Consider the following 18,728-nt stretch of genomic DNA (forward strand, 5'->3'; position numbering starts at 1 on the left):
GCCGGCCATGCGGCCTCGGCAGGCAGCCCAGGCCAGCCATTCGTTCGCTCCGCTCGGCCATCGTCACGCATGGCAAGCCGCGCCTCCCCGCGCGCTTGCTGTCTCTGCGCGCGAACCACAGGCATACTACGAGCTCAAGCAGCGGCACGGCGCTCCGGCGGATATACTCGCCGGCCGGTGGCTCGGAGGGGAGACCCCGTCATGATTCCCACTGCGGCCGTGCCGTATGATCTGCCTATATGGAGCCGGTTCGCGCCTAATGCGAACCGAGCCGCAGCTTGGGAGGAGCAATCGTCATGTGGAGTCGTATACGCCGCGCCGGATTCGTTACGGCGTTAGCCTTGCCCTGTTCGCTGTTAGCCGTGCAGTCCGCTCATGCGGGACTGGGCGGGGCGCCGATGACGCCACCCACGGACGCATCGGTGTCTTCCCGCGTCGTCCAGCCCGGCGGCGGCATTGCCGCTTCGGCGGCCCAGAGCGTGATGCGTTCGGCATCGAGCACCACTTCTTCCGCTTCCACTTCCTCGTCCTACACCGTGCGTGAAACCACGCTCGGCAACAGCACCGTGGTGCGCGAATATCTCGCCGCCGACGGCGCCGTCTTCGGCATCGCCTGGCGCGGCCCGCAAATGCCGGACCTCAATGATCTGCTCGGCAGCTATTTCCCGCAGTACGTCGCCGGCGTGAAGGCCGAGCGCGCGGCGCGCGGCGGTGCCCGGGGCCCCGTCAGCGTCGACCAGAGCGGGCTTGTGGTGCGCTCCGGCGGCCACATGGGCGCGTTCAGCGGTCAGGCCTGGCTGCCGCCCGCGCTGCCCGTCGGCGTCAGCGGTTCCGACATCCAGTGACGGCGAGGACGACCATGCGAATCCAGCATCCCGGTATGAACCTCAAAGGCTGGCTGCAGGCGGCCCTGGCCATGGCGCTTCTGGCGACGCTCGCCGCATGCGGCGGCGGTGGCGACGGAGACAGCGGCAGTTCCGGCGGCGGCAATTCGTCGACCATACTGAACGGCGGTTCGCTGCCGCCTAGTCCGACCCAGCAGCCGATCGCCGCGACCGCCGCGAACACCGCGCCGATCACGGTGGGCCCGGGCGTGAGCGGCGTCATCAATATTCCGATGGTCAGCGTAACGATTTGCGCGCCCGGTTCGACGTCCAATTGCCAGACCATCAACAACATCCAGCTCGACACGGGTTCGTTCGGGCTGCGGGTGGTCGGCTCGGTGCTGAACGCGTCGCTGCTCGGCGCGCTGCCGGTCAGCAGCGTGAACGGAGCGCAGCTCGCCGAGTGCGCGACCTTCGCCGATGGCTACACGTGGGGCACGGTGCGCACCGCGACCATCGGGATCGGCGGCGAAACCACGACGGCCGCGATCCCGCTGCAGATCATCGGCGACAAGGACGCGAGCACCGTGCCCTCGCGCGGCTGCGGCAACGGTTCGGCGGAAAACACGGTCGGCGATCTCGGGGCCAACGGCATACTCGGCGTCGGCACGGCGCCCTTCGATTGCGGCGCGACCTGCGCCGACGCGGCGACCGCTGCGACCTACAGCAACTACTTCGCTTGCCCAGGCGGTACGTCATGCACCCGCACGCAGGTGCCGCTCACGCAGCAGATCGCCAATCCGGTGGCCAATTTCGCGCTCGACAACAACGGCGTGATCGTGCAGATGCCGCCCGTGCCGGATGCGGGCGCGCCGTCGGCCAGCGGCACGCTGGTGTTCGGCATTGGCACGCAAGCGAACAATGCGCTCGCCGCGACACAGGTCTTCACGACCGACGCCTATGGCGATATGAACGACAGCACTTTCAACGGCACGACTGTGCAGGCGTTCCTCGATTCGGGCTCGAACGGCTACTTCTTCAGCGATAGCTCGCTCGCGCAGTGCGGCAGCAATTTCTCGGGCTTCTACTGTCCGAACGCCGCGCAGAGCCGCTCGCTCACGCTGGTCGGACTAAACAAGACGACAGCGAGTGTCACCATCGGCATCGTCAGTGCGGCCACGCTGTTCGGCAACGGCAACAATTACGCGTTCAACAACCTCGCCGGGCAGATCGGCGGCAGCACGAGCTTCGACCTCGGGCTGCCGTTCTTCTACGGCCGTCATGTGTACTATGGCATCGACCGCACCCTGAGCGGCGGCCAGGCGCCCTACGTGGCCTTCTGATGCGTAGCGCCGCGCGAGCCACGCGCGGCGCTACGCTTCATCCGTCGAAATACCCCCCTTTCTCCGCCCTTATCCGCCGATCGCCGCTTGCGTCGAGCGGGAATAATCGCTCTCACTGGAAAGAGGCGTCGTGCCTCGGCCGACTGGAGAGCTTTTGTGGCAGAGGACAGCGACCTCGAAAAGACCGAATCAGCCACTCCCCGGCGCCTGCAGAAGGCGCGCGAGGAAGGGCAGATCGCACGTTCGCGGGAACTGTCGACGTTCGCCTTGCTGGCAGCGGGGTTCTACGGCGTGTGGGGGATGTCCGGCAGCATCGGCGAGCATTTGCAGAACATGCTGCGCGCGTCGCTCACGTTCGACCACGCCAGCAGTTTCGAAACCAGCCGCATGCTGATCGGCGCGGGTGCCGCGAGCCGTGAAGGCTTCTACGCGCTGCTGCCGATTCTCGCCTTCACCGGCCTCGCCGCCTTGCTCGCGCCGCTGGCGCTGGGCGGCTGGCAACTGTCGGCGAAAGGACTCGAACCGAAGTTCAGCCGGCTCAACCCGATTCAAGGCTTCGGCCGGATGTTCTCGATCAACGGGCCGATCCAGCTCGGCATGTCGCTCGTGAAGACGCTGGTGGTGGGCATCATCGGCGGCACGGCGATCTGGAATCGCCGCGACGAGATCCTCGCGCTCGCCACCCAGCCGTTGCATGTCGCGCTCGCCAACTCCGTGCATCTGATCGCCGTGTGCTGCGGCATGACCGTCGCCGGCATGTTCGCGGTCGCCGCGCTCGACGTGCCGTATCAGCTCTGGCAGTTCCACAAGAAGCTGCGCATGTCGAAGGAAGAAGTGAAGCGCGAGCATCGCGAAAGCGAAGGCGACCCGCACATCAAGGGCAAGATTCGCCAGCAGCAGCGCGCCATTGCGCGTCGCCGGATGATGGCGCAGGTGCCGAAAGCCGACGTCGTGGTCACCAACCCGACGCACTTCGCGGTTGCGCTGCAATACGCCGACGGCGAGATGCGTGCGCCGAAGGTGGTCGCCAAGGGCGTGAACCTGGTGGCTGCGCGGATCCGCGAAATCGCCGCCGAGAACAACGTGCCGCTGCTCGAAGCGCCGCCGCTCGCGCGGGCGCTGTATCACAACGTCGATCTGAACCGCGAGATTCCCGGCCCGCTGTATGGGGCGGTGGCCGAAGTGCTCGCGTGGGTGTATCAGCTGCGGCGCTTCAAAACCGAAGGCGGCGTCGCGCCGGTCGCACCGACCGATTTCGACGTGCCGCCGGAACTCGACAAGGGCGGCGTATCGGATGATGACGCCGGGCAGGAAGCCGCCGACGTCCTAACCCCCGCTAACGACGACGCATCAGGAGCCTCCGCATGAACGCTCGCGCCGGTTTCCTCGCCCGACGGCCGGAAGCCTTGAGCAGCACCAACCTGCGCGCCCTCGCCGGGCCGGTGCTGATCTGCATGATCCTCGGCATGATGATTCTGCCGTTGCCGCCGTTCCTGCTGGATCTGCTGTTCACCTTCAACATCGCCCTCTCCGTGATGGTGCTGCTCGTCAGCATGTACACGATGAAGCCGCTCGACTTTGCCGCGTTCCCGAGCGTGCTGCTGTTTTCGACGTTGCTGCGGCTGTCGCTGAACGTCGCCTCGACACGGGTCGTGCTGCTCGAAGGCCACACCGGCCCGGACGCGGCCGGCCAGGTGATCGAGTCGTTCGGCCACTTCCTCGTGGGCGGCAACTTCGCAGTCGGTATCGTCGTCTTCATCATCCTGATGGTGATCAACTTCATGGTGATCACCAAGGGCGCGGGGCGGATCGCCGAAGTGTCCGCGCGCTTCACGCTCGACGCGATGCCCGGCAAGCAGATGGCGATCGACGCCGATCTGAACGCGGGCCTCATCAACGAAGAACAGGCCAGAAAGCGCCGCTCGGAAGTCTCGCAGGAAGCCGAGTTCTACGGCTCGATGGACGGCGCGAGCAAGTTCGTGCGCGGCGATGCGATCGCCGGTCTGCTGATCATGGTGATCAACATCGTCGGCGGGCTGATCGTCGGGATGGTCCAGCACAACATGGACTTTGCGGCGGCGGGCAAGAACTACACGCTGCTGACGATCGGCGACGGCCTTGTCGCGCAGATTCCTTCGCTGGTGATTTCGACCGCGGCCGGCGTGATCGTGTCGCGCGTCGCGACCAATGAGGACATCGGCACGCAGCTCACCGGCCAGCTGTTCACGAATCCGCGCGTGCTGATGATCACGGGCTGCATTCTCGTGCTGATGGGCCTGATTCCGGGCATGCCGCACTTCGCGTTTCTGGTGCTCGGCGGCGGTCTGATCCAGCTCGGCCGCACGATGAAAAAGCGCGCCGAGGAGCGCAAGACCAGCACGGCGCTCGTCGACGTCGCGCCGGCCGCGCTGGCCCCGGTCGAAAACACCGAAGCCAGCTGGGACGACGTGACGATGATCGACACGCTCGGCCTCGAAGTCGGCTACCGGCTGATCCCGCTCGTCGACAAGAACTCGGACGGCGAGCTGCTCAAGCGGATCAAGAGCATCCGCAAGAAGTTCGCGCAGGAAATCGGCTTTTTGCCGCCGGTCATTCATATTCGCGACAACCTCGAATTGCGGCCGAACGGCTACCGCATCGCGCTGAAGGGCGTCGAAGTGGGCGTCGGCGAAGCGTTTCCGGGGCAGTGGCTGGCGATCAATCCCGGCCAGGTCTCAGCTGCGCTGCCCGGTACGCCGACGCAGGACCCGGCGTTCGGGCTGCCCGCCATCTGGATCGATACGAACCTGCGCGAACAGGCGCAGGTGTACGGCTACACGGTGGTCGATTCGAGCACCGTGGTGGCCACGCACCTGAATCACCTGGTCGTGACGCACGCGTCGGAACTGCTCGGCCGCCGCGAAGTGCAGGCGCTGCTCGAACGGATGCAGAAGGACACGCCGTCGCTGGTCGACGATCTGGTGCCGAAAACGCTCCCGCTCACCACGCTGCAGAAGGTGCTGCAAAACCTGCTGGAGGAAGGCGTGCCGATCCGCGATTTGCGCACGATTCTCGAAGCGCTCTCCGAACATGCGTCGAAGATCAGCGACGCGCACGATCTCACCGCCGCCGTACGCCTCGCGCTGGGCCGCGCGATCACCCAGCAGTGGTTCCCCGGCACGGGCGACATGCAGGTGATGGGCCTCGATTCGAATCTGGAGCGGGTGTTGTCCCAGGCGCTCTCGACCGGCACGAATCCGGGTCTCGAGCCGGGGCTCGCGAACACGCTGCTCAACGAAACGCAGAAGGCGATGACGCGTCAGCAAAACCTCGGCTTCGCACCAGTGCTGCTGGTGCAGCATGCTTTGCGGCCGATGCTTGCGCGCTTCCTGCGCCGCAGCCTGCCGCAGTTGAAGGTGCTCTCGTATGCGGAAGTGCCCGACACACGTAACGTGAAGGTGGTGAATCTGATCGGCGCGCATGCTTGAGCGCCGCGCGGCGTTCGCCATCGCACAAGCAGGCCCAGACCTGCACGCACGCAGCTTGTCGCCGGCGCCCTCGGGCGCCGGTTTTCATTTCGGCGGCTTACCCGCTGCACCGCGCGCTCACTCCGATGCAGACCCGCGCCCGTCGCGAAAGCGCCATGCCGGACCGCTCGAAGGTCCGTTTGAACCCGCGTGCGCATCGCGCCGGCCGAGGTTCCATCGCGCGAATTGCCCACCTTTAACGGTCTTTATCCATCGATCGTCGCTCGACAGCTTTCGCAATAATTGATCTCAATGGGAAGCGGTGTGTTGCCGGTCCGTCAGTCCGTTTACCTCATCGGGGGTCCAGCTTGAACATTCGTAAATTTGTCGGTGCCAACAGTCGCGATGCGCTGCGTCTCGTGCGTGAAGCCTTGGGCCCGGATGCGGTCGTGCTGTCCAATCGCACGATGGACGACGGCAGCGTCGAGATCGTCGCGCTGGCCGACAGCGACCTCGCAGCCATCACGCCGAAGGCTCGCGAAGGCGCCAATGCGGCCCAGGCCGCGCCGACAAGTTCAGGTGCTGGACTGGCACTGCCCGTCGCGCCGCGCGCGCTGCCTGCGATGCAAGCGAACCCGTATGCGAGCGGCATGCCCGATGTGTTTTCGTCGGTGTTCGGCGCGAGTCCCGAAGCGGGCGCTGAAACGATGTCCGCCGGCGCGCCACTTGGCACGTCCGCGATTGAAGTGGCACCGGCCGTTCCGAAAGCGAAGCCCCAACTTCAGACGACAGCCGCAGCCACGGCTCCCACCACGGCCTTGCCGGGCGCTGCAACGAACCCGGCGCCGGCGATCGGCCAATCTGTTGCGCAGCCGATCCCCGCCGGACCGAGCGCCCGCGCAGCCGCCGCGCGTCTCACGGAAGACATGCGTGCCGACCTGCTCAAGGCCGCCGGCGTGCCTGCCATGCCCGCCGTGCCGAAGGCGGAGGCCGCCGCGCCGCGCACGATGGCCGAATCGAATCCGTGGCTGATCGACCATGCGCGTCGCATCGCCGCAGAACAGCAGCCACAGGGCGAATACAGCGCGCGCCCCTCGGCCATGACGCCGTCCGCCGCCACGGCTAAGGGACTCGGCGCGGCTGTCGAAATCGACATGGCCGCAACCCAGGCGGACGCCGCCACGCCGGAGACCGACACACCCGACTGGGCCCGCGAAGCCGCGCAAGCGGCCGCGCGCCGCAGCGCGCCAAAGCTCGCGCCGGCGCAATCGGGCAACGACGAAGCGCGCACGCCGGCAGCCGTCGCCGAAGCGATCAAGGCGCGCATGGAGCAGGTCGTCAACGACACCGTGATGAGCGAACTGTCGTCGATGCGCGGCATGATGGAAGAACACTTCGCCGGCCTGCTGTGGGGCGACCGTCAGCGCCGCCACCCGGCGCGCGCCGCGCTCACCAAGCACCTGTTCGCCGCGGGCTTTTCCGCGCAGCTCGTGCAGATGATGGTCGACAACCTGCCCGACGAAGTCGAGACGATGGACGGCGGCATGGAGTGGGTGCGCTCGGTCCTCGAAGCGAACCTGCCGGTGATGGAAGACGAAGACGCGCTGATGGAGCGTGGTGGTGTGTTTGCGCTGATGGGCCCGACGGGCGTGGGCAAGACGACGACCACCGCGAAGCTCGCCGCGCGCTGCGTGATGCGTTTCGGCGCGAGCAAGGTCGCATTGCTCACCACCGACAGCTACCGGATCGGCGGCCACGAGCAGTTGCGCATCTTCGGCAAGATTCTCGGCGTGTCGGTGCATGCGGTGAAAGACGGCGCCGACCTGCAACTCGCGCTCTCCGAACTCCGCAACAAGCACATCGTGCTGATCGACACGATCGGCATGAGCCAGCGCGACCGCCTCGTGTCCGACCAGATCGCGATGCTGTGCCGCGCCGGCCAGCCGGTGCAGCGCCTGCTGCTGCTCAACGCGACGAGTCACGGCGACACGCTCAACGAGGTCGTCCAGGCCTATCAGCGCGCGCCGGATCAGCAGCCGCTCGCCGGCTGCATTCTGACCAAGCTCGACGAAGCCACCAACCTGGGCGGCGTGCTCGATACGGTGATCCGCTACAAGCTGCCGGTGCACTACGTGTCGACCGGTCAGAAGGTGCCGGAGAACCTGTACGTCGCCACGAAGAAATTCCTGATCAAGAGCACCTTCTGCATACCGCGCGACAACTCGCCGTTCGTGCCGCATGACGACGATATTCCGGCGCTGCTGTCCGCGCTGTCAGCACGTTCGACGGCCGAGCTGCACGAGGTTCGCTTTGGATAAGCTCGTTTCCGATCAGGCGGAGGGGCTGCGGCGGCTGCTTGCCCGCAGCGGGGCGCGCGTGATTGCGATGACGGGCGGCCCTGCCGGCGTGGGCTGCACCACGGTGGTGGTCAACCTTGCCGCGGCGCTCGCGCAGCAGGGCAAGGACGTGCTGGTGGTCGATGAATCCGTGGGTGAGCGCTCGGTGAGCGCGATGCTCGGCGGCTTGCGCGGCGCCGGCAATTTTTCGGCGGTGATGCGTGGCGAGATGACGCTCGACGACGCCGCCGCTCGGCACGCGCTAGGTTTTTCAGTGCTGGCCGCCTCGCACAGCAACCGCGAAGGCCACACGGCCGCGCAGTTCAACGTGCTGCTCGGTGGTTCCGCCGACATCGTGCTGATCGACGCGCAGCTCGACGAGCAGGGCTACCTGTCGCCATTCGCGCGGCAGGCGCACGACGTGATGATCGTCACGCGCGTATCGGCGCAGGCGATCACCGACACGTACGCATGCATGAAACGTCTGCACTACGCGCACGCGATCGCGCAGTTCCGCGTGCTGACGAACCACGTCCAAAGCGTGAACGACGCGCATACGACGTTTGCCAACCTGGCCGGCGTGGCCGGGCGCTACCTGGCGGTGGCGCTGGAAGACGCCGGTTGTATTGCCGCCGATGCGCGGATGGCGCGAGCCGAGGAGTTGTCGCGTTGTGTCGTCGATGCGTTCCCATCGACACCGGCTGCGCGCGACTTCCGCCACCTCGCCGCCGAATTGCAGTACTGGCCGATGCGGCCAGCGATGTCGTCGCAAACGCCCTGGATGGCGCCTGCGACAGTTACAGCGGCGCAACACGCCGACCAACCGTCCGCGCAGCACGCCTGAGAGGCGGCACAAGGACAAGGGGAGCACGATGTATAACGCCCAGGGAAAGATTTCCCAAGCCGAAGTTCTGACGAAGTACGCACCGCTCGTGCGTCGCCTCGGCTTGCAGCTCGTCGCCAAGATGCCGGCGAGCGTCGATCTCGACGATCTTATCCAGGCCGGCATGATCGGATTGCTGGATGCCGCCGGCCGCTACAAGGAAGATCAGGGCGCGCAGTTCGAGACCTACGCCAGCCAGCGGATTCGCGGTGCGATGCTCGACGAGTTGCGCAGCAACGACTGGCTGCCGCGCAGCTTGCGGCGCACCTCGCGCGAGGTCGAAACGGCGGTGCATAAAGTGGAGCAGAACCTGGGCCGCTCGGCGAGCGAAACCGAGGTGGCCGAGCACCTGCAAATGCCGCTCGACGAATATCAGTCGATGCTGCAGGACCTGCATGGCAGTCAGTTGATCTACTACGAAGACTTCGATCGCTCGGCCGACGACGAGCCGTTTCTCGACCGCTACTGCGTGGATCATTCCGACCCGCTGTCGGCGCTGCTCGACGACAGCCTGCGCTCGGCGCTGGTGGAGGCCATCGACCGCCTGCCGGATCGCGAGAAGCTGCTCATGTCGCTGTACTACGAGCGCGGCATGAACCTGCGCGAAATCGGCGCGGTGATGGAGGTCAGCGAGTCGCGGGTGTGCCAGTTGCACAGCCAGGCCGTGGCGCGCCTGCGCACGCGGCTGCGGGAAATGGCCTGGGCGAACGCCGAGGCGAACTGAGGCGAGACGGTTCGAGGCTGGACGGGTGGCGCGCTACACGCACACCTCGTTCTTCAGGCATTAGCCATTTCATGTTCGGCGGCGAGCGCGAAAAAGGCTGAGCGCGACATGCCGCGCGCCTGCGCGTACGCGTCGCTTTCATGGACCAGCGCCTCGCCACCACGCCGAACGCATGCTTTTCGTCACCACGCTCGATGGCGATCGGAAAGATCAGTTTTTTCATTTCAGCGCCGCCTGTTTCTGAATGCTGTTCAGGGTGCCGGGCGCAGACCCTTTTTCGGATGCGGAATGGCCACGAGACCGGGCTTTACCGCGTGCCGAAAACGATGGGGGTTGCCCGCTATCCAGACGAGTGGCCAGCCATCGGCGCTGTTCATATCGCACCCCCGAACCTATACACACGATTACACAACCGCGCCAGTGAGCGGAGTTTTTGCTTGCGGATGCATGCGCCGCAACGCCAGAGCCGCAGCGGCGGAGAAAACTCGCTTGGGGGTGACATTTCAACGCGACGCGGCGTCGCGCGCCAGCGAGTCCGATGGCTAACGTCGGAGCGCGAGGGAGGGCAATGAGGTGATGGCGCCGCAATCGAAAAAGGCTCGTCGATGACGAGCCTTTTTGTTCAGCAAAAGGTGTGGCGGGCAGGGCCATGGTCGGTGCGGCGGCCACCTGGCCGCCGACGCTTTTCAAACTCCGGAGTGCGCTGGAATCCGCCCGTCGGGCCCGTAGAAGTTGTTGGCCTTGCGCGGTACGTTCACCTGCAGCGCAGCCAGCGCGCGCTGGTTGTAATCCATCCGCACTCGGATCAACTCGCCATTGTTGGTATTGGCGCGCCGGGCGCGTTCGACGGCTTTTTGCAGCAGGGACCACTGCGCGGCGATGCGCGCGTCCGAATCGGCCGCCAGTTCCATACCGGGCCAGCCGGCCGGCAAGCCCAGCTCGGTCAGTTGCGCGTCGCGCGCTGCTTCCAGGCGCGCGAGCACGCCAATCAGCTCAGTCTTCTTTTCGACGATCGAGGGCAGTTCGTCCAGCGCCGACGCGGAGGCCAGAACCTTGGACTCGATGGTCAGGATCGAGGCGAACGCCTCGACGGTCGAATATTCGTCGATGAGGGTGGCAAGCAGGGCGTCTTTCATCTCAGCAACTCGCTGGGCACGACGGCTCGCGCATGATTCGCGAGCCGGGTTGGTCGAACGCCGCCCGGCATTTCACCGCACTTCGCTGTGCCGCTCAATGGCCGGTCGACGAGGTCTTGTTCTGCAACAGGTCGCGCGCTGTCTGCAGCACGCCGTCGGCAATCTTGCCGGAATCGATCTGCAGCGTGCCGTCCTTGATGGCCTGCTTGATCGACGCCACGTGCGTCGTGTCGATGTCGGCCGAGCCGGACGCCGCGAGGCTGCGCAAATGCTGCGACAGGCCCGACAAGCTGACGCTCGCGTCGCCCGAACCGCTGGCCGTGGTGGCCGCCGCCGTGCTCGCGCTCTGCGCGGTGCCGGCCGCAGGGGTGGCATCGCTCTGTTGCGAGCGGGACAGGGCGTCTTTCAACGTCGGCAGATTCGAATTGTTTGTGGAATCGACTTTCACGATTGGCTTCCTGAACGATTTGATCCTGATAACGGCAACCGCTGATCAAAACTTTAGCGCAATCGCTCCACGTTGGACCTTGCTTTTCCACGCGATCCGTCCCTTTCGATACCGCCGCCGCCACGGCCGGTTCCGGCATGCGGCGCAGGGCGGTCCGCCCGTTCACAGCTGAATCTCCACGGTCGCGCCATCCTTGACGATGCCCGAGATGACCTGCCCGTTCGCGGTCTTCACCCGCACCTGCTGGCCCGGCGACGCGTTGTTCATCGCGCTGCCTTCGGCCGAGATCGAGAAGCCGTCACCGGCAGCTACCACCCGCACCGTCTGGCCGATCGCGACCGCGGACGCGCTCTTGAGCATGTCGCGGCGCAGCGGCATGCCGCCCGCGATCCGCACGAGCGAGACGGAGCCGACCGCCTGCGAGGGATCGGTGACGATCGCTTGCGGCAGGCCGGTCAGATCGCCGTCGCGCGCGACGAGGTCGGCGGCGGTGAGCACTTCGCCCGGCGCCATGGCGCGGGCGGCGAGGTAGTAGGTGGCGTGCAGCGAGATGCGCGCCTGCAGATAGATGGTCCATGGACGCTCGCCCGCGCAGCGCACGCCGACGGTCATGCGGCCCCACAGGCGCGCGCCCGTCGGCATGAACGGTTCGAGCGCGGCGCAGGCGCTGAGGCCGCGCGGAAACGCCGACGCGACGGTGATGTCGATCTTGCCGGGCAAGCCGGCGGACTGCTGCTGCAAAAAGGCCAGCGCGGCGGCGTGAATCGCCTCGGCGTCCTGCTGGCCGGGCAGGGTCGCCGGCTGTGTAATCACGGCTGCCTGCATGTTTTTCTGCGCGACGGCCGGCGCCGGCTGGCGCACCGCCGGTGTTCTGGCGATTACGGGACGGTTTGGCATCGCGGTGGCCGCCGGCGCGATCGGCTTGCCGTTCGCGCCGAATTGCGGCGGCTCGCCACGCGACGCGAGGCTGTCGAAACCGCTGCCTTGCGGCGCGCTGGCGTCGACCGGCTGGACGGCGGCGGGGGCCGCCGTCGGCGCGGGCGTCACGAGGACCGGCATGACCGCGCGCGAAGCCGGCGCGACATTCACGCGCGCCACGTTTGCCGATGCCCCGCCATTGCCTGGCGCGGGAATCGTCACGACGCCGTTGGCGTCCGGTTTGAAGTTGGTGCGGATCATCGCCGGCGCGGCGGCGGGTTCGTTCGCGCCCGGAATGACGATCGCGCCGTTCGTGCCGGCGGCGCGCGTGAACGGATCGGCGTCGCGCGGCGCGGGCCCGCGTCCGATCGATTGCGCCGTGGCGGCGGCGAGCGAGCTGGCCGAAGCCGCGCGCTGCGACGGCGTGCGCATCTGCTGCGCGATATCGGCGAGCGCGCCGGGATTCTTTTCAGCGGGACCCGGAATCACGATCGGGCCGCCGGCTTCCTGCGCCTGGCTCGTGCCCGGCAGCAGCACGATGCCGCCCGCGACCCACAGCGCCACGCTCACCACCAGCCGCGTGAAGACGCGCGAAGCGGCGCGCATGGCAAGGCGCGGCGCCAGCCGCATGACGCGCGCAGGCCGGCCGGCGCGCAGCGAAGCGACGGCGGCCGCCTCTGAGGATGCATGCAAGGACGCACCCGGGCGATGAGCCGCCGCGCGGCTCGCACGCTGCGGCAAATCGGAAGTGGGCTGGTCCATCGTGGTTCTCCATCGAATGCATCGGTACGCCTTGCATTCTAGTGAGCGCCCCCGCCGCGCAAACGTTGAATAGAAGCCCCCTTTCCCGGTTATTCGTCCGATTGCCGCTTGCGTTCGGCCCATAAGATGCACCTCATGCAAAAAGGCCTTCCCGGTCGATGCAGCCCGCGAGCGGCGCAGTGATGGGAAGCCTCGGGAACCCTCTCGGGAGATTTCTATGCTGGACAAACTCGATGCCGAATTCGCCTTCGGCCGCCAGGCGCTGGATGTGCGCGCTTATCGGCAGGAGCTGCTGTCGTCGAATATCGCCAATGCCGATACGCCGGGCTACCGGGCGCGCGACGTCGATTTCGCGTCGTCACTGGCCGGCGCGCTGAAGAAGACCGGCGGCACGACCGCCGGCCAGGGTGCGTCGAACAGCTCGACGCTCGCGATGACGCAGCCGGCCGGCGTGACGAGCGGTATGTCGATGGTGTCGACGGAGCCGGGCCACATGGCCGGCAAAGCGACGCTCACCGCGACCGGCGGCGCGCCCGACGACTACGGCAATCTGCAATACCGGATTCCGACACAGCCCGCGCTCGACGGCAACACGGTGGATATCGACACCGAGCGGGTCCAGTTCGCCGACAACACGCTGCATTTCGAGTCGGGCATGACGGTGTTGTCGAGTCAGATCAAAACGATGCTGGCGGCGATCACGTCGGGTTCATAACAGCACACGCAGCACACGCACCAACAGACACAGCAGCAAGCACGAACAAATCGCTACGGGACTTAACTTGAGGCCGGCTCGAACCGGCAGGAGAGGTCAGGAAACCATGCCATCCCTGATGAATATTTTTGGTGTTGCCGGCTCCGCGATGTCCGCGCAGTCGCAGCGGCTCAACGTGACGGCGTCGAATCTCGCCAACGCGGACAGTACCACCGGCCCGGACGGTCAGCCATACAAGGCCAAGCAGGTCGTGTTCGCGGTGAACCCGCTCGGCGGCGCGCGCTCGGGCTCCGGCCAGCAGGTGGGCGGCGTGCAGGTCACCGGCGTGGTCGATGACCCCTCGCCGATGAAGACCGCATACGAGCCCGGCAATCCGGCGGCCAATGCGGACGGCTACGTGACGCTGCCCAACGTCGATCCGGTGCAGGAAATGGTCAACATGATCTCGGCTTCGCGCTCCTATCAGGCCAACGTCGAAACGCTGAACACGGCCAAAACCCTGATGCTGAAAACGCTCACGATCGGAACCTGAGGAGAACGCCTTGACCACTAGCACCACGATCGGCAGCAACGGCACGACCGTATCGCAAACGCTGCTCGACACGATGAACGGCACGAACAGCAGCACGAGTTCGAGCAGCAGCACGTCCGGCACGTCGGCCACCGATCTGCAGAACACCTTCCTGCAGTTGCTCGTCGCGCAGTTGAAGAACCAGGACCCGACCAATCCGATGGACAGCTCGCAGATGACCTCGCAGCTCGCGCAAATCAGCACGGTGCAGGGCATCAGCCAGCTGAACACCTCGCTGAGTTCGCTGTCGACGCAGCTCTCGGCGGGCCAGCAATCGCAGGCCGCGCTGCTGATCGGCTCGACCGTGCTCGCGCCGGGCAACTCGATCTCCGTGGCGAGCGGCAAAACCGGCGCGTTCGGCGTCACGCTCGCGAACGACGTGAGCGATCTGCAGGTCGTCGTGAAGAACTCGGCCGGCACGATCGTCAACACGATCGATCTCGGCAAGCAGTCCGCCGGCACGATTCCGGTCGGCTGGACGCCGACCGACACGGCGGGCAATGCGCTGCCCGACGGCGACTACACGATCACCGCGATGGGCACGATCAACGGACAGCAGGCGACCGCCACCACGCTGACAGGCGCGACGGTGGAAAGCGTCGTCACGCAGAGCTCGGGCACGGCGGGCCTCGTCCTGTCGAACGGTTCGACGGTCGGGCTGACCAGCGTCGCCGCGATCCTCTGATTCAGAACAATTCAGTTACGACTTTCCAGATACGGAGAACGTCATGGGTTACCAGCAAGGTTTGAGCGGTTTGTCGGCATCGTCGAGCGATCTCGACGTGATCGGCAACAACATCGCTAACGCCAACACGGTCGGCTTCAAGAGCGGCACCGCCGAATTCGCCGACATGTACGCCAATTCGATCGCGACCGCGGTGAACCAGCAGGTCGGGATCGGCACGAAGCTCGCGGAAGTGCAGCAGCAGTTTTCGCAAGGCACGATCACCTCGACCAATCAGGCGCTGAACGTTGCGATCAACGGCAACGGCTTTTACCAGATGAACAACAACGGCACGCTGACCTATTCGCGTAACGGCGTGTTCCAGCTCGACAAGAACGGCTACATCACCAACGCGCAAGGCCTGCAACTGATGGGCTACGCCGCGAACAGCGGCGGCGTGATCAACACTGCGCAGACCGTGCCGCTGCAGGTGCCCACCGCCAACATCGCGCCGACGGCGACCACCACGATCGCTGCAGGCCTGAACCTGAACGCGCAGGACGATCTGATGCTGGGCACGCCGACGGTGACGGCCGGCACGACCAATACCGGCACGCTCGCCAGCAACGGCGCGACGATCACGAACGCCGCCTCGGGCACGAACAACGACAACTACACGATCCAGTTCACCAGCGCGACGGACTACACGGTCACGGACAACACGCTCGGCACCTCGACATCCGGCACCTACACGGCGGGCACGGCGATCGCACTCGGCAACGGCCAGAGCATCACGTTCAGCGGCACGCCGGCGACCAACGACAGCTACACCGTCGCTCCGACACCGATCGCGTTCAACCAGAGCAGCTCGTCGACGTACAACTACTCGACGAGCACGACTGTGTACGACACGCTCGGCGGCTCGCAGCAGGTCAACATGTACTTCTCGAAGACGGCGGCCGGCACCTGGAACGTCTACGCAGGCACGTCGACCGGCACGGCGACGCTGGTCGGCCACGCGAACTTCGACTCGTCGGGCAAGCTGATCGGCACGACCGACGCGAGCGGCACCGCGACCTCGGCGCCGTACACATTCGACGTGTCGATCCCGACCACCGACGGTTCGGCGACGCCGCAGAACATCACGCTGAACATCGCGGGCACCACGCAGTACGGCGGCAAGGACGGCGTGAACAGCCTGCAGCCCGACGGTTATGCGGCGGGTCAGTTGACCGGTTTCACGGTGGCCGCCGACGGCACGCTGACCGGCAACTATTCGAACGGCCAGACCGCCGCGCTCGGGCAGATCGTGCTCGCGAACTTCGCGAATCAGAACGGCCTGATCGATCTCGGCAATAACGAGTACGGCGCGACCTCGGCATCGGGCGTCGCGCAGATCTCCACGCCGGGCTCGACCAACCACGGCGTGCTGCAAGGCGGCGCGGTGGAAAACTCGAACGTCGATCTGACCAGCGAACTGGTGAATCTGATCACCGCGCAACGCAACTATCAGGCGAACGCGCAGACGATCAAAACCCAGCAGACCGTCGACCAGACCCTGATCAACCTGTAAGCGACCGGGACCCCATCATGGATCGGCTGATCTACACCGCGATGTCGGGCAGCGCCCAGGCGCTCGAACAGCAGGCGATCGTCGCGAACAACCTCGCGAACGCATCGACCACCGGCTTTCGTGCGCAGCTGGAGACTTTCCGTGCCGTGCCGATGTCGTTCGGCGACGGCAGTTCGATCAACGACAACACCACCCGCACCTTCGTGCTGTCGTCGACGCCGGGCGCCGACTACACGCCTGGGCCGATCCAGCAGACGGGCAATCCGCTCGATGTGGCGATCCAGGGGCCGGGCTGGCTGTCGGTGCAGACCGCCGACGGCAACGAGGCTTATACGCGCGCCGGCAATCTGCACGTCGACGAAAACGGCCAGCTGGTGAATGCCACCAACCAGGTGGTGCTCGGCAACGGCGGGCCGGTGTCGGTGCCGCCGGGCGCGGAGATCACGATCGGCAAGGACGGCACGGTGTCCGCGTTGACGCCGGGCGATCCGCCGACCGCGGTAGTCACGGTCGACCAGCTGAAGCTGGTGAATCCGGACCCGCAAACCATGACACGCGGCGATGATGGCCTTTTTCGCACTGCCGACGGCAACCCCGCCGACGCCGATCCGGCCGTCACGCTGGCGCCGGCGTCGCTCGAAGGCAGCAACGTGAATCCGGTCAGCGCGATGGTCTCGATGATCACCAACGCGCGGCAATTCCAGATGCAGACCAAGCTGCTCGAGAACGCCGACAAGAACGATCAGTCCGCCAACCAGCTGCTCAGCTTCAGCTAACGGACCGCGTGGGTTTGCCCGACCGCAATCAAGTTGCATGAGATGGGATGCAGTGCTGAAGCACTAACGCCCATCGACACAGGAGAACATAAGTGAATCGCTCGCTCTACATCGCCGCTACCGGCATGAATGCGCAACAGGCGCAGATGGACGTGATCTCGAACAACCTCGCGAACGTCAGCACCAACGGCTTCAAGGGCTCGCGCGCGGTGTTCGAGGACCTGCTGTATCAGACCATCCGCCAGCCGGGTGCGAACTCGACGCAGCAAACCGAACTGCCGTCCGGCATCCAGCTCGGCACCGGCGTGCAACAAGTCGCCACCGAGCGCCTGTACACCCAGGGCAATCTGCAGCAGACCGGCAACTCGAAGGACATCGCGATCAACGGCGCGGGCTTCTTCCAGGTGCAGATGCCCGACGGCACCACTGCCTACACCCGCGACGGCTCGTTCCAGACCAACGCACAGGGGCAGCTTGTGACGTCGAGCGGCTATCAGGTGATTCCGGCCATCACGATCCCGACCAACGCGACGTCGCTCACGATCGGCAGCGACGGCGTGGTGTCGATCACCGTCGCCGGTTCGACCAATAGCCAGCAGCTCGGCTCGATGCAGGTCGCCACCTTCATCAACCCGGCCGGCCTCGACGCGAAAGGCGAGAACCTGTTCTCGGAAACGGCTTCGTCGGGTGCGCCGAACATCGCGCAGCCGGGCCTGAACGGCGCCGGCACGCTGAATCAGGGCTACGTGGAAGCATCGAACGTCAACGTGGTGCAGGAACTGGTGAACATGATCCAGACGCAGCGCGCTTACGAAATCAACAGCAAGGCCGTGACCACCTCCGACCAGATGCTGCAGACCATCAGCCAGATGCAGGTTTGAGGAACGGGGAATTAAAGGCGGTAATCCAGATGTCGTACTTCACTCGCATTCCGGTTCATTCGCGCACCGCTCAGGCGCTCGTGCAGCTCACGCTGCTCGCGGCCCTGGGTGGCTGCGGCCTCGTGCCCAAGCAGCCGATCACGCAACAGCCGATGACGGCGTTGCCGCCGGCTCCGCCGCCACCACCGGTGTCGGGCTCGATCTACAACCCGGGCTACGCGGGCCGGCCGCTGTTCGAAGACCAGCGTCCGCGCAATGTCGGCGACATCATCACGATTGTGATTGCCGAAAACATCAACGCGACCAAGTCGTCGGGCGCCAATGCGAACCGCGCCGGCAGCACGAATCTCGCGGTGCCGACCGCGGGCTTTCTGAGCGGCCTGTTCGCCAAGGCCAACCTGAGCGCGAACGGCGGCAACGTGTTTTCTGGCACCGGCGGCGCGAATGCGTCGAATACGTTCAACGGCACGATCACCGTCACGGTGACGGGTGTGCAGGCAAACGGCAACCTGATCGTCAGCGGTGAAAAACAGATGCTGATCAACCAGGGCAACGAATTCGTGCGCTTTTCCGGCGTGGTGAATCCGAACACGATTTCCAGCCTGAACGCCGTGTACTCCACCCAGGTGGCCGACGCGAAAATCGAGTACTCCGCGAAGGGCTATATCGACGAGGCGCAGAACATGGGCTGGCTGCAGCGCTTCTTCCTCAACGTATCGCCGTGGTGA

Annotated in this window: 17 protein-coding genes and 1 pseudogene; 14 read left to right on the forward strand and 4 right to left on the reverse strand. The window is 65.8% G+C overall.

The features are described 5' to 3' along the window. Positions 1 to 296 precede the first annotated feature (296 nt). The 7 genes from CIC12_RS04230 (at position 297) to CIC12_RS04260 (ending at position 9,556) form a co-directional block, all read left to right on the forward strand. On the forward strand, positions 297 to 845 hold the full coding sequence (locus CIC12_RS04230) for a DUF2844 domain-containing protein (protein ID WP_168662466.1): 549 nt from the start codon (positions 297 to 299) through the stop codon (positions 843 to 845). 35 nt (positions 846 to 880) lie between these two features. Continuing rightward, entirely contained in the window at positions 881 to 2,167 is a 1,287-nt protein-coding gene (locus CIC12_RS04235; RefSeq protein ID WP_446727978.1) for a DUF3443 domain-containing protein, read from the forward strand. 156 nt (positions 2,168 to 2,323) lie between these two features. Further along, the gene (gene flhB / locus CIC12_RS04240) at positions 2,324 to 3,535 is read left to right on the forward strand and encodes a flagellar biosynthesis protein FlhB (RefSeq protein ID WP_168662470.1); all 1,212 of its coding nucleotides are present in this window, start codon (positions 2,324 to 2,326) and stop codon (positions 3,533 to 3,535) included. Beyond that, positions 3,532 to 5,634, forward strand: a complete 2,103-nt coding sequence (gene flhA, locus CIC12_RS04245; RefSeq protein ID WP_168662472.1) for a flagellar biosynthesis protein FlhA — start codon at positions 3,532 to 3,534, stop codon at positions 5,632 to 5,634. Before flhB ends, flhA begins: the two co-directional genes overlap by 4 nt. Before the next feature lie 347 nt (positions 5,635 to 5,981). Then, positions 5,982 to 7,931: a flagellar biosynthesis protein FlhF gene (gene flhF / locus CIC12_RS04250; RefSeq protein WP_168662474.1), complete on the forward strand. Its 1,950-nt coding sequence runs from the start codon at positions 5,982 to 5,984 to the stop codon at positions 7,929 to 7,931. Then, complete coding sequence (locus CIC12_RS04255; RefSeq protein ID WP_168662477.1) at positions 7,924 to 8,793, forward strand: AAA family ATPase; 870 nt, start codon at positions 7,924 to 7,926, stop codon at positions 8,791 to 8,793. Before flhF ends, CIC12_RS04255 begins: the two co-directional genes overlap by 8 nt. A gap of 28 nt (positions 8,794 to 8,821) precedes the next feature. Next, entirely contained in the window at positions 8,822 to 9,556 is a 735-nt protein-coding gene (locus tag CIC12_RS04260; RefSeq protein ID WP_121316010.1) for an RNA polymerase sigma factor FliA, read from the forward strand. Between the two features lie 53 nt (positions 9,557 to 9,609). Here the strand turns inward: CIC12_RS04260 and CIC12_RS33835 are convergent. The 4 genes and pseudogenes from CIC12_RS33835 to flgA form a co-directional block, all read right to left on the reverse strand. After that, positions 9,610 to 9,711 (reverse strand): annotated as a pseudogene (locus CIC12_RS33835) (type II toxin-antitoxin system HicB family antitoxin); the annotation flags it as partial. A gap of 531 nt (positions 9,712 to 10,242) precedes the next feature. After that, positions 10,243 to 10,692 (reverse strand): flagella synthesis protein FlgN, encoded by a 450-nt coding sequence (locus CIC12_RS04270; RefSeq protein ID WP_168662479.1) that lies wholly within the window; start codon positions 10,690 to 10,692, stop codon positions 10,243 to 10,245. A gap of 94 nt (positions 10,693 to 10,786) precedes the next feature. Continuing rightward, entirely contained in the window at positions 10,787 to 11,140 is a 354-nt protein-coding gene (flgM, locus tag CIC12_RS04275; protein WP_168662481.1) for a flagellar biosynthesis anti-sigma factor FlgM, read from the reverse strand. Between the two features lie 162 nt (positions 11,141 to 11,302). Further along, positions 11,303 to 12,820, reverse strand: coding sequence for a flagellar basal body P-ring formation chaperone FlgA (gene flgA, locus CIC12_RS04280; RefSeq protein WP_168662483.1), 1,518 nt, complete (start codon positions 12,818 to 12,820; stop codon positions 11,303 to 11,305). A 217-nt stretch (positions 12,821 to 13,037) separates the two neighbouring features. Between flgA and flgB the strand changes: the two genes are divergently transcribed. The 7 genes from flgB (at position 13,038) to flgH (ending at position 18,728) form a co-directional block, all read left to right on the forward strand. Further along, positions 13,038 to 13,535 (forward strand): flagellar basal body rod protein FlgB, encoded by a 498-nt coding sequence (gene flgB / locus CIC12_RS04285; protein ID WP_168662485.1) that lies wholly within the window; start codon positions 13,038 to 13,040, stop codon positions 13,533 to 13,535. A 106-nt stretch (positions 13,536 to 13,641) separates the two neighbouring features. Next, entirely contained in the window at positions 13,642 to 14,067 is a 426-nt protein-coding gene (gene flgC, locus CIC12_RS04290) for a flagellar basal body rod protein FlgC (RefSeq protein ID WP_042327114.1), read from the forward strand. Between the two features lie 10 nt (positions 14,068 to 14,077). Further along, positions 14,078 to 14,791, forward strand: coding sequence for a flagellar hook assembly protein FlgD (locus CIC12_RS04295; protein ID WP_168662487.1), 714 nt, complete (start codon positions 14,078 to 14,080; stop codon positions 14,789 to 14,791). 43 nt (positions 14,792 to 14,834) lie between these two features. Then, positions 14,835 to 16,343 carry a flagellar hook-basal body complex protein gene (locus CIC12_RS04300; protein WP_168662489.1) on the forward strand — a complete coding sequence of 503 codons (1,509 nt, stop codon included), beginning with the start codon at positions 14,835 to 14,837 and terminating at the stop codon, positions 16,341 to 16,343. A 17-nt stretch (positions 16,344 to 16,360) separates the two neighbouring features. Beyond that, positions 16,361 to 17,119, forward strand: coding sequence for a flagellar basal-body rod protein FlgF (gene flgF / locus CIC12_RS04305; RefSeq protein WP_121316001.1), 759 nt, complete (start codon positions 16,361 to 16,363; stop codon positions 17,117 to 17,119). 92 nt (positions 17,120 to 17,211) lie between these two features. After that, positions 17,212 to 18,000: a flagellar basal-body rod protein FlgG gene (gene flgG / locus CIC12_RS04310; RefSeq protein WP_168662491.1), complete on the forward strand. Its 789-nt coding sequence runs from the start codon at positions 17,212 to 17,214 to the stop codon at positions 17,998 to 18,000. Between the two features lie 29 nt (positions 18,001 to 18,029). Beyond that, a complete protein-coding gene (gene flgH / locus CIC12_RS04315; protein WP_168662493.1) occupies positions 18,030 to 18,728 on the forward strand; it encodes a flagellar basal body L-ring protein FlgH in 699 nt (232 codons plus the stop codon).

Origin of the sequence: Paraburkholderia sp. SG-MS1 (assembly GCF_012275575.1) — a bacterium.
Lineage (GTDB): Bacteria > Pseudomonadota > Gammaproteobacteria > Burkholderiales > Burkholderiaceae > Paraburkholderia.